The sequence below is a fragment of the Streptomyces sp. NBC_00442 genome, from assembly GCF_036014195.1.
In the GTDB taxonomy this organism is placed as follows: Bacteria; Actinomycetota; Actinomycetes; order Streptomycetales; family Streptomycetaceae; genus Streptomyces.
On record NZ_CP107918.1, the window covers coordinates 6396670 to 6411806 of the forward strand.

Below are 15137 nucleotides of genomic sequence, written 5' to 3' on the forward strand. Positions count from 1 at the left end.
GTAAGGTCCGGCGGGTGACCAGCGAGATCACCCTCTTCGTCAATCCCACCGCGGGACGCGGCCGGGGCGCGCACGCCGCGCAGCCGGCCGCTTCCGCATTGCGGGCCGCGGGATTCTCGGTACGCACCGTCCTCGGCGAGGACGCGGGTGACGCGCTGCGGCGCGCCCGCCGGGCGGTCGAGGCCGGCACCGGTGCCCTCGTCACCGTCGGCGGCGACGGCATGGTCAACCTCGCCCTCCAGGCCGTCGCCGGCACCACCACCCCGCTCGGCGTGATCGCCGCGGGCACCGGCAACGACTTCGCCCGCGCCCTCGGCCTGCCCGTGCGCGACCCGGCGAAGGCCGCGGAAGTGGCGGCCCGTGCCCTCGCGGACGGGCACCTCAGGGAGATCGACCTGGGCCGGACCGGCGACCGGTGGTTCGCGACCGTCCTCGCCTCGGGCTTCGACTCCAAGGTCAACGACCGCGGCAACCGCATGCGATGGCCGGGCGGCCGCTTCAAGTACGACCTCGCGATGCTGGCCGAACTGGCCGCCTTCAAGCCCGTTCCGTACAAGGTCACCCTCGACGACGGCGAGACCCGCGAGATCGAGGCGACGCTCGTCGCCGTCGGGAACTCCTCCTCCTACGGAGGCGGCATGCGCATCTGCGCCGGCGCCGACCTCACCGACGGGCTCTTCGACGTCACGGTCGTCGGCGACTGCTCGCGCGCCACGCTCATCAAGGTCTTCCCGCGCGTCTACCGGGGCACCCACCTGGACCACCCCGTGGTCAGCACCTACCGCGCCGCCTCGATCGCGCTGGCCGCGCCCGGCATCACCGGCTACGCCGACGGGGAGCCGCTCGGCCCGCTCCCGCTCACCGCGGAGTGTGTACGCGCCGCGGTACGGGTATTGGCACCGGTACCGGCGTCCGGCCGGTAGGCCTCGGCACCGGGCCTCCCATAAAGATCGCGACCTCTGTCGGAGGCGGCGGGTAGGCTCGAAGACAAGATGACAGAGGACCTCTCACCAGCCGAAGCGTACGCAGCTGCCCGGCTCCGCGCCGCCGAGCAGGCCACCGCGCTCGCACCCTTCCGTGACCTGTACGAATTCGATCTGGACCCCTTCCAGATCGAGGCCTGTCAGGCCCTCGAAGCCGGAAAGGGCGTGCTCGTCGCGGCCCCCACCGGCTCGGGCAAGACCATCGTCGGCGAATTCGCCGTGCACCTGGCCCTCGGGCAGGGCCGCAAATGCTTCTACACCACGCCCATCAAGGCACTGTCCAACCAGAAGTACGCCGACCTGGCGCGCCGCTACGGCGCCGACAAGGTGGGCCTGCTGACCGGCGACAACAGTGTCAACGCGGACGCGCCCGTGGTCGTCATGACCACCGAAGTGCTCCGCAACATGCTGTACGCGGGCTCCCAGGCGCTCATCGGCCTGGGATACGTGGTGATGGACGAGGTGCACTACCTCTCCGACCGCTTCCGCGGCGCCGTATGGGAAGAGGTGATCATCCACCTTCCCGAATCCGTCACGCTCGTGTCGCTGTCGGCGACGGTCTCCAACGCGGAGGAGTTCGGCGACTGGCTCGACACCGTGCGCGGCGACACCGAAGTGATCGTCTCCGAGCACCGGCCGGTGCCGCTGTGGCAGCACGTCATGGCCGGGCGGCGGATGTACGACCTCTTCGAGGAGGAGTCCGACCACGGGGGCCGCGGCATCGCCCGGCGCGAGGTCAACCCCGACCTGCTGCGCATGGCCCGCCTGGAGAACCAGAAGACGTACAACCCGCGCGAGCGGCGCCGCGGCAAGATGGTGCGCGAGGCCGACCGCGAGCGGGAGCGCCGCTCGCGGTCGCGGATCTGGACGCCGGGGCGCCCCGAAGTCATCGAACGGCTCGACGCCGAAGGCCTGTTGCCGGCCATCACCTTCATCTTCAGCCGCGCCGCCTGCGAGGCCGCCGTCCAGCAGTGCATGTACGCGGGGCTGCGGCTCAACGACGAGGAGGGCCGCCAGAAGGTCCGCGAGATCGTCGAGGAGCGCACCGCCTCCATCCCCGGTGAGGACCTGCACGTCCTCGGCTACTACGAGTGGCTCGAAGGTCTGGAGCGCGGCATCGCCGCCCACCACGCCGGCATGCTGCCGACCTTCAAGGAGGTCGTGGAAGACCTGTTCGTGCGCGGCCTGGTGAAGGCCGTGTTCGCCACCGAGACGCTCGCCCTCGGCATCAACATGCCGGCGCGCTCGGTGGTGCTGGAGAAGCTCGTCAAGTGGAACGGCGAGCAGCACGCCGACATCACCCCCGGCGAGTACACCCAGCTGACCGGCCGGGCCGGGCGCCGCGGTATCGACGTCGAGGGCCACGCGGTGGTCCTGTGGCAGCGCGGCATGGACCCGGACGCGCTCGCGGGTCTGGCCGGCACGCGCACGTATCCGCTGCGCTCCAGCTTCAAGCCCTCGTACAACATGGCCGTCAACCTGGTCCAGCAGTTCGGGCGGCACCGCTCGCGCGAGCTGCTCGAAACGTCCTTCGCGCAGTTCCAGGCCGACAAGTCGGTGGTCGGCATCTCGCGTCAGGTGCAGCGCAACGAGGAGGGCCTGGACGGCTACCGGGAGGGCATGCGCTGCCACTTGGGCGATTTCGAGGAGTACGCCCGGCTGCGGCGCGACCTCAAGGACCGTGAGACCGACCTCGCCAAGCACGGCGCCGCCCAGCGCAGGGCCGCCGCGGCGGCGTCCCTGGAGAAGCTGAAGCCGGGCGACATCATTCACGTGCCCACCGGCAAGTTCGCGGGCCTCGCCCTGGTCCTCGACCCCGGGATCCCCGCGGGCCGCACCAACGGCCACCGCGGCTTCGAGCAGCACGACGGGCCCCGCCCGCTCGTGCTGACCGCCGAGCGGCAGGTCAAGAGGCTCGCCTCGATCGACTTCCCGGTGCCCGTGGAGGCCCTGGAGCGGATGAGGGTCCCGAAGTCGTTCAACGCGCGCTCGCCGCAGTCCCGCCGGGACCTGGCGTCCGCGCTGCGCACCAAGGCCGGTCACATCGTCCCCGAGCGGCACCGCAAGGCCCGCTCCGAGGCCGCCGACGACCGCGAGATCACCCGGCTGCGCACCGCGCTGCGGGCCCACCCCTGCCACGGCTGCGACGAGCGCGAGGACCATGCACGCTGGGCCGAGCGCTACTACCGCCTCCAGCGCGACACCCAGCAGCTGGAGCGGCGCATCGAGGGGCGCACCAACACCATCGCGCGCACCTTCGACCGCATCGTGTCGCTGCTCACCGAGCTCGACTATCTGCGCGACGACGAGGTCACCGAGCACGGCAAGCGCCTGGCCCGTCTCTACGGCGAGCTCGACCTGCTGGCGAGCGAATGCCTGCGCGCACGCGTCTGGGAAGGCCTGAGCCCGGCCGAACTCGCGGCCTGCGTATCGGCGTTGGTGTACGAGGCGCGCCAGTCCGACGACGCGGTGGCGCCCAAGACGCCGTCCGGCAACGCCAAGGCGGCGCTCGGCGAGATGGTGCGGATCTGGGGCCGGCTCGACGCCCTGGAAGAGGACCACAAGATCAACCAGGCGGAGGGCGTGGGGCAGCGCGAGCCCGACTTCGGGTTCGCGTGGGCGGCCTACCAGTGGGCCAGCGACAAGGGCCTGGACGAAGTGCTCCGCGAGGCCGACATGCCCGCCGGCGACTTCGTCCGCTGGTGCAAGCAGGTCATCGACGTCCTGGGGCAGATCGCGGCGGCGGCCCCGCGGGAGAACAGCACGGTCTCCAAGAACGCCCGCAAGGCGGTGGACGCGCTCCTGCGCGGCGTCGTCGCCTACAGCTCGGTCGGCTGACCGGCCGGTCGGCCGGGCGCCACGCCGGGTGTCCCGCCGACCTTATGGGGCGCCCGGTGTGTGCGGCCCCCCGTCGGAGTTCCGGCCGCCGGGGGGCGGCTCCCTGCCCGCCACCGACCACCCCGAGCGGGGTCGAACCCTCGCCACCCGGTGCCTTTCGCCGCGTGTGCGACGATCGTTTTCATGAGCTCCACGACGGGACGGAAGGCCGGACGGCCGCGGGCGGTCCAGCGGCCCGACACCGGGCTCGCCGCGCGCGATGAACTCCTGTGCGCGGCGGCCGAGTTGTTCACGCTGCACGGCTATGCGGCGACGACGACCCGGACGGTGGCGGAGCGGGCGGGGCTGCGCCAAGCCACGATGTACCACTATTTCTCGGGCAAGGAGGACCTCCTGGCCGAGCTGCTCGAATCGACGGTCACCCCCTCCCTCGGCCTGGCGCGCCGGCTCCTGGACGACTGCACGCGCGGCGCCGAGGAGCGGCTGCGCGCGCTGTGCCGTTTCGACGTGGAGCTGCTGTGCGGCGGCCCCCACAACCTGGGGGCCCTGTATCTCCTCCCCGAGGTGCGGGCCGAGCGCTTCGCGGTGTTCCACCGCAACCGCGCCGAACTGAAGGCGGCGTACGCGGAGCTGCTCGCGGGCACGCGCGCCTGCGCCGGCCTTGGCGCCGACGAGCTCGCGCTGCGTACGGATCTCGTCTTCGGCCTGATCGAGGGCGTCATCCTGATCCACCGCTCGTCCCCCGGCCGAGCGGTACCGGCCTTCGCCGCGGCCACCGCGGACGCGGCGCTGCGGATCGCGGGGGCCGGCTGAGTAGGGGGTTCCCCGGCCGCACGGGCACGCGCCCGCCCCTTATGCGACCGTCCCCGCCAACTCCCGCGCCAGGCGTGCCAGTTCGGTCACCCGCAGAACCCGGTCCCCGCACCCCGGCACGGGCACGTGCAGGGGATCCGTCCAGCGGGCCGGAATGGCGCGCACGCCGTAGCGGGCTCCGGCCAGGCCGCCGGTGACGGCCGCGACCGTGTCCGTGTCGCCGCCCAGGTCGATCGCCGCACCCAGCGCCCCCTCGAACGAGTCCGTCGTGCGCAGCGCCCACAGGGCGGAAGCCAGGCACGGCCATACCGCGCCGTTGAACTCCGTGGCGTCGTCGGGGTGCCATCCGGGTGCCAGGACCGCCGCCCAGCGCGCGCGGTGCTCGCGGTGGACGGCGGCCAGCGCGTCCAGCACGGCCGCGAGGGGATCGGCGCCGTCCAGCGCGGCACGGATCAGCTCGTGGTAGATCGCCGTGCCTTCCCAGGCGGCCCGGTCGCCGTGGGTGAGTGCGGCGATGCGGCGGGCGGCGGCCATCGTGGCCTCGCGGCCGGCGTCCGCGAAGTACACCGCGGCCGTGGTGGCCCGCATCAGTGAACCGTTGCCCGCCGCATGCCTGTTGACCTGGAAGTGGAGCGCGGCCGCGCGGTCCCAGGGGTCGCCGCTGGTCAGGACCGCCTCGGTCTGGAGCCCTATGTCCTTGGGGTCCGAGGCCGCCCAGCGCTGGAAGCGCCGGAAGACGTCGGCCGGTTCGAGACCGCCGTGTTCCAGGAGGGAATCGGCGACGAGGACCGCCATCTGCGTGTCGTCGGTCGCCTCGCCGGGATCCCAGCCGCCGCCCCCGCACATCGTGCCGGCACCGTCGGGGAAGCGCCGCGCATAGACACCGGGGGGCCCGAATTCGAACGGTGCGCCGAGCGCGTCGCCCACCGCCGAGCCGATGACCGCTCCCTCGGCCCGCTCGGCCCGTTCCGTGGTGCTGCCCGTCACGACGCGTCCGGCTGTGCCCCCGTCTTCCATGTCCATGCCGGTCACGCTACCCAGCGTGGGGGCCGCACGGGCGCGGGGGAGGTTTCCAGAACGCGATACATCGTGGTTGACGGTCCGCCACACTCGCGATATGTTCGGCTACGAGTAATCGGGAACGAGGTGGAGGCGATGGCAGTCGGGCGGCGCAAGCTCCGCAACCCCCTGGCGCTGGCCGTTCTGGTGCTGCTTGCCGAGCGGTCGCCGATGCATCCGTACGAGATCGCCCAGACTCTGCGCCGACGCGGCAAGGAGCACAGCATCAAGATCAATTACGGCTCGCTCTACACCGTCGTCCAGAACCTGGAGAAGCACGGCTTCGTGGAGGTCGCCGACGTCCAGCGGCAGGGCAACCGCCCCGAGCGCACGCGCTACGCCCTCACCCCGGCGGGCCGCGAGGAGATGCTCGACTGGATGGCGGACATCGTCGCGGTGCCCGTGCACGAGTTCCCGATCTTCGAGACGGCGCTGTGCCTCATGGGCGTCCTGCCGCCCGACGAGGTCGCCGCGCTCCTCAAGCAGCGCGTCAATTCGCTGGAGGTGCAGGCCGCCGGGCTCCGAGGAGCGCTGCGCAAGCTGTGCGAGACACTGCCGCGGGTGCTGCTCGTGGAGAGCGAGTACCAGCTCCACATGATCGATGCCGAGGTCCAGTGGGTGCGCGGCTTCCTCGAGGAAATGGCCGACGGCACCCTGGACGGCCTCGACGGCTGGCGCACCTGGCACGCCACGGGCCGACTCCCGCAGGAATGGGAGCACTTGGAGGACGAGGACCACTCCCGGGGCGACACCGCCGGCTCATGACCGGCGGCGCGCCACCGCACGTGGACGGACAGACGCACAGAGACAGGCAGTTGAACGCAGAGAACCCCGGCACGGGCTGTTGCAGCAGCCCACACCGGGGTTGCGACCCCGGACCGGACCCGCGCGAAGCAGGCCAGGCGATCGAGGTGCGGCACGCCAAGGATAGCCCGGCGCTCCCACGCGGATCGGTCCGTCATTTCGGCCAACCCGCTCACCACAGGAGAGCCTCGTCATGAACAACCGGGCGCCCGCAGTGCAGGCGCACAACCTGATCAAGACGTACCCCGGTGATGTCACCGCCCTCAACGGCATGGCGATCACCGTCGAGCCCGGCACGGTCTTCGGGCTGCTCGGCCCCAACGGCGCCGGCAAGTCCACCACCGTCAAGATCCTCACCACCCTCGCGCGCCCCGACAGCGGCACCGCGACCGTCGCCGGACACGATGTGCTGCGCCACCCCGACCGGGTGCGCCGCGCGATCGGCGTGGTCGCGCAGAAGTCCGGCGCCGACCCCGTCGCCACCGGTCGCGAGAACCTCCAGCTCCAAGGGCGGCTCTACGGTCTGACCGGGGCGTCCCTCAACGGCCGCGTCGGCGAACTCCTCGAACGGTTCGACCTCGCCCACGCCGCCAAGCGCATCGTCAAGGGGTACTCCGGCGGCATGCAGCGCCGCCTGGACGTCGCGCTCGGTCTGGTCCACCGGCCCGAAGTCCTCTTCCTGGACGAGCCGACCACCGGACTCGACCCCGAGGCGCGCACCGCGATGTGGGAGGAGATCTCACGTCTCGCCGGTGACGAGGGGCTGACCATCGTGCTCACCACCCACTACCTCGAAGAGGCGGACCGGCTCGCCGAACGCATCGCGATCGTGGACCGCGGCCGTGTCGTCGTCGAAGGCACCCCCGACGAGCTGAAGGGTGAGCTGCGCGGCGACGCCGTCCATGTGGAACTGCGCGAACCGGTCGTCGACTCCGGCGCCACACCGTCGCCGCTGCGCGCGGCCCTCACCGGCCTGCCCGGCATCCACGAAGTGCTGCTCGACGGCCGCCGGGTCAGCGCCCGCGCCGACGACGGGGCGGCCGCCGTGCCCGTCCTGCTCGCCGCCCTGGAACGGGCCGGAGCCCTTGTCGCCGCCGCGACCGTGGCCCGGCCCTCCCTCGACGACGTCTACCTGCGCTACGTGGGACGCCGTTACTCCGAGGCCGAGGCGGCAGCCGAAGCCCCCGCCCTCGCGACCGCGGGAGACGCCCGATGACCACCCGAGCACCTGCCCCCGCTCCCGCTCCTGTCCCCGCCCCGGTCCCGGCCGTCGCCCTCAAGGGCCCCAACGTCCTCGCCCAGACCTGGTACATGACGCAGCGTCAGCTGATGGCGATCTTCCGCCAGCCCGCCTATCTCCTCATCACCCTCATCCAGCCGGTGATCTGGCTCTTCCTCTTCGGCAACCTCTTCAAGAAGGTCGTCCAGCTCGGGGGCTTCGGCACCACCTCGTACCTGGACTACCTGGTGCCCGGCATCGTCCTGATGAGCGCGCTCGGCTCCAGCATGTGGGCCGGCATGGGCACCCTCGAGGAGATCGAGCGCGGCACGCTCAACCGGTTCCTCACCACACCGGTCAGCCGTGGCGCCCTGATGAATGCCAATGTCGTCCAGAACGGCATCAGCATCACCGTCCAGACCGTCATCATCCTGCTGCTCGGCAAGCTCGGCGGGGCCCACTACCCCGGCGGATTCGGCGGGTTGGTCATTCTCGCGGTCGCGGCGATCCTGCTCGGCACGGTCTTCGGCGCGTTCTCCAACGCGCTGGGCATGCTGGTCCGCCAGCGCGAGTCGATCATCGGCATCAACACCTTCCTGCTGCTGCCGCTGACCTTCCTGTCCTCGGCGTTCATGGCGCCGGCCCAGATGCCCTCCTGGATGCGGCACATCGCCGACTTCAACCCGCTCAACTGGGGCATGGTGGCGGGCCGTTCGGCCATGTCCGCCGACCCGGACCTCGGCCTCGTCCTCGGCCGGGGCGGCGCGCTCCTGGCCCTCGCGATCGTCGCGGTCCGGCTGTCGACCCGTACGTTCCGCTCGTACCAGAAGTCGGTGTAGCGGCGCGGCGCACGCCCCGGACGCACGAGACCCCCGGCGGGCAGCTGCCGGGGGTCTCGTGCGGGGGCGCGGGGGAGTGGCGCGCTTCGGTCGGGGGAGCGGCCCGGCCGAAGCGCCGGCGGATCACGGTCCCGCCGGGCCGGCTCAGGCGGCGGGGGCCTCCTGCTCGCGCTCCACCTGCTCGTTCCACTCCCGCTTGGCCGCGCGCCAGGCGTCGTCGTCCTGGCCCAGGCGCCAGTAACCCGAAATGGACAGCCGCTCGCGCGGCACGTGGTGCGAGACGCGGAGCAGCGCGCGCAGCTCCTTCACGAAGCCGGCCTCTCCGTGCACGAAGGCGTGCACGTCGCCGGCCGGGAAGTCCAGGCCCTTCACGGCGTCCACCAGCGCGGAGCCCACCGGGGCCTCGCCCCGGTGCAGCCATGTCACCGCGGTGCCGTCCGGGGTGCTGATCTTCTGCTCCTCCTCGGGGCCGCTCACCTCGACGAAGGCGCGCACCACGGCGCCCGCCGGCATGCGCTCCATGGCCGCCGCGATCGCGGGCAGCGCGCTCTCGTCGCCGGCGAGCAGATGCCAGTCGGCGGCCGGATCCGGGGCGTATCCGCCACCGGGGCCGAGGAAACGCACCGTCTCGCCGGGCTTGACCCGGGCCGCCCACGGGCCCGCGAGGCCCTCGTCGCCGTGCACCACGAAGTCGACGGACAGCTCGCCGGCCTCCGCGTCCCACCCGCGCACCGTGTACGCGCGGGTGCTGGGCCACTGCTCGCGCGGGAACTCGGCGCGGATGCGCTCCATGTCGAAGGGCTCCGGGTAGCTCACGCCCTGCGCCGGGAACAGCAGCTTGATGTAGTGGTCGGTGTGTTCGCCCGCGCTGAAGCCGGCGAGCGACGCACCGCCGAGCACGACCCGCATCATGTGCGGGGTGATCCGCTCGGTGCGCACCACCTGTGCCTCGTTGATCTTCGGTGTCTTGCGAGACGGCCGTTCTGCCACAGTGCGCTCCCCTGATTCACCATTAGTTAGGTTTACCTAAGCTAGCACTTCAGGCGCGGAGAGTGGAGAGCAGCCTGCCCGTCGCCCCGGCGAGCCCCCACTGCGCCACCAGCTCCTCCAGGGTCGCCGGATCGAGCGGCTCCGTGGGCAGCACCGGATCGAAGGCCGGCAGCGCCACGTCCATCGCGACCCGCACCACCTTCGGCGCGACGTCCAGATATTCGGCCGCCTCCAGGATTCCCCGGCGCTTGGCCGGGGTCAGCCGGGAGAAGCGGTCGGCCGCGGCCGCGCGGACCCCCGCCAGGTCGCCGTATTCGTTGATCAGCTGGGCCGCGGTCTTCTCGCCGATGCCCTTCACGCCGGGCAGCCCGTCGCTCGTGTCGCCGCGCAGCGCCGCGAAGTCCGCGTACTGGTCGGGGCGCACCCCGTACTTCGTGCGGATCATCTCGTCGTCGACCAGGTCGCAGTCGCCCACGCCCTTGCGCGGGTAGAGCACCCGCACCCCGCGCTCGTCGTCGACCAGCTGGAAGAGGTCGCGGTCGCCGGTCACGATGTCGACGGGGCCGGGCGCGAGGCCGGACAGGGTGCCGATCACGTCGTCCGCCTCGTACCCCGCGACACCCACACGGGCGATGCCCAGCGCGTCCAGGACGTCGTCGATCACCGGGACCTGCGGGGCGAGGGTGTCGGGGGTCTCCTCCTCGTCGGGCACGCCCGCCGGGGTCTCCTCGGCCACCCGGTGCGCCTTGTAGGAGGGGATCAGGTCGACCCTCCACTGCGGCCGCCAGTCCGCGTCCATGCACGCCACGAGGTCGTCCGGACGGTGGTCGTGGACCAGGCGGGAGATGAAGTCGAGCAGGCCGCGCACGGCGTTGACCGGCGTGCCGTCCGGGGCCCTGACCGTGTCGGGGACCCCGAAGTAGGCCCGGTAATAGAGGGACGAGGTGTCGAGGAGCATCAGGCGTCGCGTCACACCCCCGATGATGCCGCACACCACCGACAGTGACCGTCGGGAAGGGCGGGCGGGGGCGCGAGGGGAATGCGTGGAGGAGTACGTGAACAAGTGAACTGGATCACTTGTGCGTTTCTTCGGGAACCGACCGGGAAGGCGCGTCGCCGGAGCGGACCCAAGTATGGATTTCAACCATTTCTCGGGCTGCGGACCGAATCCGCGCCGCTCCACGGCCCGCCCGCGGGGGTGCGGGCCGTTTTCAGTTCGACCCGTGAGGTGTATGTGTCCAGGCTGCAAGCCGAGCAGCTCTACAAGGTGTTCGGCAGACGACCCGAGGAAGCCGTCAGCAGGCTCGAAGGCGGCGCCGACCGCGACGAGCTGCGGGCCGACGGGACGACCGCGGCGGTGATCGACGCCTCGTTCACGGTGGAACCCGGTCAGATCTTCGTGGTCATGGGCCTCTCCGGCTCCGGCAAGTCGACCCTGCTGCGCATGCTCAACGGGCTCCTGGAGCCCACGTCGGGCCGCGTCCTGTTCGACGGGCAGGACCTGACCGGTCTCTCCGCCCGCGACCTGCGCACGGTCCGCTCCAGCAAGATCAGCATGGTGTTCCAGCACTTCGCGTTGTTCCCGCACCGCAGCGTCCTGGAGAACGCCGCGTACGGCCTCGAAGTACAGGGCGTACCCCGTGCCGAGCGCGACAAGCGTGCGGCCGAGGCCCTGGAACTGGCCGGCCTCGGAGGCTGGGGCGACTCCTGGCCCGACGAGCTCTCCGGCGGCATGCAGCAGCGCGTGGGCCTGGCCCGCGCCCTGGCCACCGACGCCGACCTGCTCCTGATGGACGAGTCCTTCAGCGCGCTCGACCCGCTGATCCGGCGCGACATGCAGGACCAGCTCCTCGAACTGCAGAAGCGGCTCAAGAAGACGATCGTGTTCATCACGCACGACCTCAACGAGGCCATGCGGCTCGGCGACAACATCGCCGTGATGCGCGACGGGCGCATAGTCCAGCTCGGCACCGCCGAGGACATCCTGCTCACCCCGGCCAACGACTACGTGGCCTCCTTCATCCAGGACGTCGACCGCTCCCGGGTGCTCACCGCGCTCTCCGTGATGACCGCCCCGCACCGGCCCGACGTGGGCACGTGCGACTGCGAGACCGTGCTGCCCGACACCCCCGTCGCCGACGTGTGCGCGGTGGCCGCGCGGGTCCCGCACCCCGTCGCCGTCAAGGACAGCGAAGGCGCCGTGCTCGGCGTCGTGCCGCAGGAGCGCCTCATCGCCTTCCTCGGCGACGACAAGCAGGGCCCCGTGCCCTGCTCGACGAAGGATGTGGCCGCCCATGCCTAGGCTCCACCTCGGCGACTGGGTCGACAGCGCCGTCAACTTCCTCCAGACCCACCTGTCCTGGCTGTTCGACGCCATCACCCATGTCGTCAACGGCATGTACAACGGCATCAACACCGTCCTCGACGCCCCCCAGCCCCTGCTGTTCGCCGGCATCCTCGCCGTCGTCGCCTGGTGGCTGCGCGGTCTGCTCGCCGGCGTCCTGACCTTCGCCGGATTCGCGCTGATCGACTCGATCCAGCTGTGGGACGACACCATGTCGACGCTGTCGCTGGTGCTCGTCGCCGCGATCGTGACGCTGGTCGTGGCGATCCCGCTCGGCATCTGGGCCTCGCGCTCCACGACCGTGAGCGCCGTGATGCGGCCGGTCCTCGACTTCATGCAGACCATGCCGGCCATGGTCTACCTGATCCCCGGCATCATCTTCTTCGGCGTCGGCGTCGTGCCCGGCATCATCGCCACCATCGTCTTCTCGCTGCCCCCGGGCGTGCGCATGACCGAACTCGGCATCCGCCAAGTGGACGGCGAACTCGTCGAGGCGGCCGAGGCGTTCGGCACCACCCCGCGCAACACCCTGCTCCGGGTGCAGCTGCCGCTCGCCCTGCCGACCATCATGGCCGGCATCAACCAGGTCATCATGCTCAGCCTGTCCATGGTCGTCATCGCCGGCATGGCGGGCGGCGGCGGCCTCGGTGGCGCCGTCTACCGCGCCATCGGCAACGTCGACATCGGGCTCGGCTTCGAGGCCGGCATCTCCATCGTCGTCCTCGCCATGTACCTGGACCGGATGACCGGCGCGCTCAGCCGCCAGGTCTCCCCGCTCGGCCGCCGCGCGCTCGCCAAGGCGAAGGCCGCCGCCGGCGGGCTCAAGATCTGGAACTACCGTCCGCAGCCCGTCGTCGCGATCGTCGGCGTGGTGATCCTCGCGCTGGTCGCCGGCGGCATGAACATGTTCGGCTCCTCCGGCGAGACCACCGCCTCCGGCGCCAAGAACGTGGGCAAGGGCAAGAAGATCTCGCTCGGCTACATCCCCTGGGACGAGGGCGTCGCCTCCACCTTCCTGTGGAAGGAGCTCCTGGAGCGCCGCGGCTTCACCGTCGACGCCCGCCAGTACGAGGCCGGCGCGCTCTACACCGGCATGGCCGGCGGCCAGATCGACTTCGAGACCGACTCCTGGCTGCCCACCACGCACGCCCAGTACTGGGCGAAGTACAAGGACAAGCTGGAGGACGCGGGCTCCTGGTACGGCCCGACCTCCCTGGAGCTGTCGGTGCCGTCCTACGTCAAGGACGTCAACACCCTCGACGACCTCAAGGGCAAGGGTTCCGAGTTCAAGAACCGCATCGTCGGCATCGAGCCGAGCGCGGGCGAGACCGGGATCCTGAAGGACAAGATCCTCAAGCAGTACGGTCTGGACGGCGAGTACAAGGTCGTCGACGGCTCCACGCCCGGCATGCTCGCCGAGCTGAAGCGGGCGTACGCCAAGAAGGAGCCCATCGTGGTTCCGCTCTGGTCGCCGCACTGGGCGTACAACACCTACGACCTGAAGAAGCTCAAGGACCCGAAGGGGGCCTGGGGCAAGGGCGACGACGTGCACACCCTGGCCCGCAAGGGCTTCGCCGCCGACAACGCGCAGGTCGGCACGTGGCTGAAGAACTTCCACATGGACGAGAAGCAGCTCACCAGCCTGGAAGCGAAGATCCAGTCCACCGGCAAGGGCAAGGAGCAGGACGCCGTGCGCGCCTGGCTGAAGGACAACCCGGGCCTCGCCGACAAGTGGACCCCGGTCGCTTCGTAGCGGACCGGGTTCCACCTGCCTTTCCGCAGCCGCGGCCGGTCTTCCGGCCGCGGCTGCGGAACGTCGCGCTCCGGTCCGGTCGTGCTCCGGTCGCGGTCCGATCGCGTACGGAACGGTTGGCGATCTTGGCGGGACGGTCCCCTACGGCCCCGAAGCTGCGTAGGGTGACCTGCACGCAGCCGGTGCGAACGCGGACCGGGTGAACGGGGAGGGAGCCCGGGAGATGGACGACAAGGAAACTCTTCGGGTGGGAGTGGCGGTGCGGCGCCTGCGACGCAGCCTCGGCCTCACCCTCGCCGTGGTCGCCGAGCGCAGCGGCCTTTCGGTGCCCTTCCTCAGCCAGGTCGAGAACGAGCGGGCCCGCCCCAGCGCCCGCTCCATCCAGCGCGTGGCGGACGCCCTGAACACCACGGTCGGTGAGCTGTACGACGCCGCCGACTGCACCCGCACCGTCGACGTCGTACGGGCCGAACCCGAGGGGGACGCCCAGGGCGCGCGGCCCCTGCTGCGCGGCCACCACCAGCTGCACGCCATGGAGTTCACCGGCGAGCAGGACACCGGACGCGAATTCCAGCACCGCAACGACGAGGTGATGTACGTGGCCGACGGAGCGGCCGAGGTGGAGGCGGAGGGCCGCGCCTACCGCCTGGAGCGGGGCGACACGCTGTGCCTGTCCGGCGGGGTGCGCCACCGCTGGCGGGCGGCGCTGCCCGGCACCCGCATCCTCGTCGTGGCGGTCGCCGACCACATCGAGGCCATCGAGGAGACCCGCCACTGATGCGGGTGGTCTCCCTCGTCCCGTCCTTGACGGAGGCGGTCGCGGTCGGCGCGCCCGGCCTCCTGGTGGGAGTGACCGACTGGTGCACCCATCCGGCGGGCCTCGACGCCGAGCGGATCGGCGGCACCAAGAACCCGGACGTGGCGCGCGTCGTCGCGCTGGCGCCGGATCTCGTCGTCGCCAACGAGGAGGAGAACAGGGCCGCCGATCTGGCCGCCCTCACGGCCGCTGGCCTCGACGTCCTGGTCACCGAGGTCCGCTCGCTTCCGCAGGCCTTCGCCGAACTGGAGCGGGTCCTCGTCGACGGCTGCGGCCTCGCCAGGCCCGGCTGGCTCGACGCGGCCGAGCGGGCCTGGGCCGCGGTGCGTCCGGGGCCGCAGCGGCGGGCCGTCGTACCGATCTGGCGACGCCCCTGGATGGTTGTCGGCCGCGACACGTTCGCGGGCGACCTGCTGGCCCGGCTCGGCGTGCACAACGTCTACGCCGGCCACGCCGAGCGCTACCCCCGTATCGCCATCGACGAGCTGAACGCGGCCGGCGCCGACCTCGTCGTGCTGCCCGACGAGCCCTACCGCTTCACGGCGGCGGACGGCCCCGAGGCCTTCCCGGAGCTGCCCGCGGCCCTCGTCGACGGTCGCCAACTGACGTGGTACGGGCCGTCGTTGGCCAACGCGCCGGCCGTGATCGGCGCGGCGCTCGGCATCGACGTCTGATGTC

General features: G+C 71.5%; 13 protein-coding genes. 10 read left to right on the forward strand and 3 right to left on the reverse strand.

Going from position 1 to position 15137, the window contains the following annotated elements; genetic code table 11:
• Nucleotides 1–14 precede the first annotated feature (14 nt).
• From OG432_RS28670 to OG432_RS28680, 3 genes are all read left to right on the forward strand, one after another.
• Complete coding sequence (locus OG432_RS28670; protein ID WP_328313849.1) at nucleotides 15–923, forward strand: diacylglycerol kinase; 909 nt, start codon at nucleotides 15–17, stop codon at nucleotides 921–923.
• A gap of 69 nt (nucleotides 924–992) precedes the next feature.
• Complete coding sequence (locus OG432_RS28675) at nucleotides 993–3821, forward strand: DEAD/DEAH box helicase (RefSeq protein WP_328313850.1); 2829 nt, start codon at nucleotides 993–995, stop codon at nucleotides 3819–3821.
• A 183-nt stretch (nucleotides 3822–4004) separates the two neighbouring features.
• Nucleotides 4005–4634 carry a TetR/AcrR family transcriptional regulator gene (locus tag OG432_RS28680; RefSeq protein WP_328313851.1) on the forward strand — a complete coding sequence of 210 codons (630 nt, stop codon included), beginning with the start codon at nucleotides 4005–4007 and terminating at the stop codon, nucleotides 4632–4634.
• Nucleotides 4635–4673: 39 nt separating this feature from the next.
• Here OG432_RS28680 and OG432_RS28685 read toward each other — a convergent pair whose 3' ends face one another.
• The gene (locus OG432_RS28685; protein ID WP_328315281.1) at nucleotides 4674–5651 is read right to left on the reverse strand and encodes an ADP-ribosylglycohydrolase family protein; all 978 of its coding nucleotides are present in this window, start codon (nucleotides 5649–5651) and stop codon (nucleotides 4674–4676) included.
• A 138-nt stretch (nucleotides 5652–5789) separates the two neighbouring features.
• Here OG432_RS28685 and OG432_RS28690 point away from each other — a divergent pair, with 138 nt between their 5' ends.
• The 3 genes from OG432_RS28690 to OG432_RS28700 all read left to right on the forward strand — a co-directional run bounded on the left by OG432_RS28690 (nucleotide 5790) and on the right by OG432_RS28700 (nucleotide 8555).
• Nucleotides 5790–6458 (forward strand): PadR family transcriptional regulator, encoded by a 669-nt coding sequence (locus tag OG432_RS28690; protein ID WP_328313852.1) that lies wholly within the window; start codon nucleotides 5790–5792, stop codon nucleotides 6456–6458.
• 232 nt (nucleotides 6459–6690) lie between these two features.
• Nucleotides 6691–7713 carry an ATP-binding cassette domain-containing protein gene (locus OG432_RS28695; RefSeq protein WP_328313853.1) on the forward strand — a complete coding sequence of 341 codons (1023 nt, stop codon included), beginning with the start codon at nucleotides 6691–6693 and terminating at the stop codon, nucleotides 7711–7713.
• Between the two features lie 95 nt (nucleotides 7714–7808).
• The gene (locus tag OG432_RS28700) at nucleotides 7809–8555 is read left to right on the forward strand and encodes an ABC transporter permease (RefSeq protein ID WP_328315282.1); all 747 of its coding nucleotides are present in this window, start codon (nucleotides 7809–7811) and stop codon (nucleotides 8553–8555) included.
• Nucleotides 8556–8699: 144 nt separating this feature from the next.
• On the opposite strand, the gene OG432_RS28705 is transcribed toward OG432_RS28700, so the two are convergent.
• Nucleotides 8700–9545: a siderophore-interacting protein gene (locus OG432_RS28705; RefSeq protein ID WP_328313854.1), complete on the reverse strand. Its 846-nt coding sequence runs from the start codon at nucleotides 9543–9545 to the stop codon at nucleotides 8700–8702.
• 49 nt (nucleotides 9546–9594) lie between these two features.
• Nucleotides 9595–10503 (reverse strand): 5'-3' exonuclease, encoded by a 909-nt coding sequence (locus OG432_RS28710; protein ID WP_328315283.1) that lies wholly within the window; start codon nucleotides 10501–10503, stop codon nucleotides 9595–9597.
• A gap of 276 nt (nucleotides 10504–10779) precedes the next feature.
• On the opposite strand from OG432_RS28710, the gene OG432_RS28715 reads away from it, so the two are divergent.
• The 4 genes from OG432_RS28715 to OG432_RS28730 all read left to right on the forward strand — a co-directional run bounded on the left by OG432_RS28715 (nucleotide 10780) and on the right by OG432_RS28730 (nucleotide 15133).
• Nucleotides 10780–11847 carry a quaternary amine ABC transporter ATP-binding protein gene (locus OG432_RS28715; protein ID WP_328313855.1) on the forward strand — a complete coding sequence of 356 codons (1068 nt, stop codon included), beginning with the start codon at nucleotides 10780–10782 and terminating at the stop codon, nucleotides 11845–11847.
• Complete coding sequence (locus OG432_RS28720) at nucleotides 11840–13642, forward strand: ABC transporter permease/substrate binding protein (RefSeq protein WP_328313856.1); 1803 nt, start codon at nucleotides 11840–11842, stop codon at nucleotides 13640–13642. The genes OG432_RS28715 and OG432_RS28720 overlap by 8 nt, the downstream gene beginning before the upstream one ends.
• 223 nt (nucleotides 13643–13865) lie before the next feature.
• Complete coding sequence (locus OG432_RS28725) at nucleotides 13866–14420, forward strand: helix-turn-helix domain-containing protein (protein WP_328313857.1); 555 nt, start codon at nucleotides 13866–13868, stop codon at nucleotides 14418–14420.
• A complete protein-coding gene (locus OG432_RS28730; protein ID WP_328313858.1) occupies nucleotides 14420–15133 on the forward strand; it encodes a helical backbone metal receptor in 714 nt (237 codons plus the stop codon). Before OG432_RS28725 ends, OG432_RS28730 begins: the two co-directional genes overlap by 1 nt.
• Nucleotides 15134–15137: the final 4 nt, after the last annotated feature.

Excerpts from the sequence above, each read along its gene's own strand:
- OG432_RS28675 (WP_328313850.1), top strand. The coding sequence starts at position 993 with ATGACAGAGGACCTCTCACCAGCCGAAGCGTACGCAGCTGCCCGGCTC.
- OG432_RS28680 (WP_328313851.1), top strand. The coding sequence starts at position 4,005 with ATGAGCTCCACGACGGGACGGAAGGCCGGACGGCCGCGGGCGGTCCAG.
- OG432_RS28685 (WP_328315281.1), bottom strand. The coding sequence starts at position 5,651 with ATGGAAGACGGGGGCACAGCCGGACGCGTCGTGACGGGCAGCACCACG.
- OG432_RS28690 (WP_328313852.1), top strand. The coding sequence starts at position 5,790 with ATGGCAGTCGGGCGGCGCAAGCTCCGCAACCCCCTGGCGCTGGCCGTT.
- OG432_RS28695 (WP_328313853.1), top strand. The coding sequence starts at position 6,691 with ATGAACAACCGGGCGCCCGCAGTGCAGGCGCACAACCTGATCAAGACG.
- OG432_RS28700 (WP_328315282.1), top strand. The coding sequence starts at position 7,809 with ATGACGCAGCGTCAGCTGATGGCGATCTTCCGCCAGCCCGCCTATCTC.
- OG432_RS28710 (WP_328315283.1), bottom strand. The coding sequence starts at position 10,503 with ATGCTCCTCGACACCTCGTCCCTCTATTACCGGGCCTACTTCGGGGTC.
- OG432_RS28720 (WP_328313856.1), top strand. The coding sequence starts at position 11,840 with ATGCCTAGGCTCCACCTCGGCGACTGGGTCGACAGCGCCGTCAACTTC.
- OG432_RS28725 (WP_328313857.1), top strand. The coding sequence starts at position 13,866 with ATGGACGACAAGGAAACTCTTCGGGTGGGAGTGGCGGTGCGGCGCCTG.
- OG432_RS28730 (WP_328313858.1), top strand. The coding sequence starts at position 14,420 with ATGCGGGTGGTCTCCCTCGTCCCGTCCTTGACGGAGGCGGTCGCGGTC.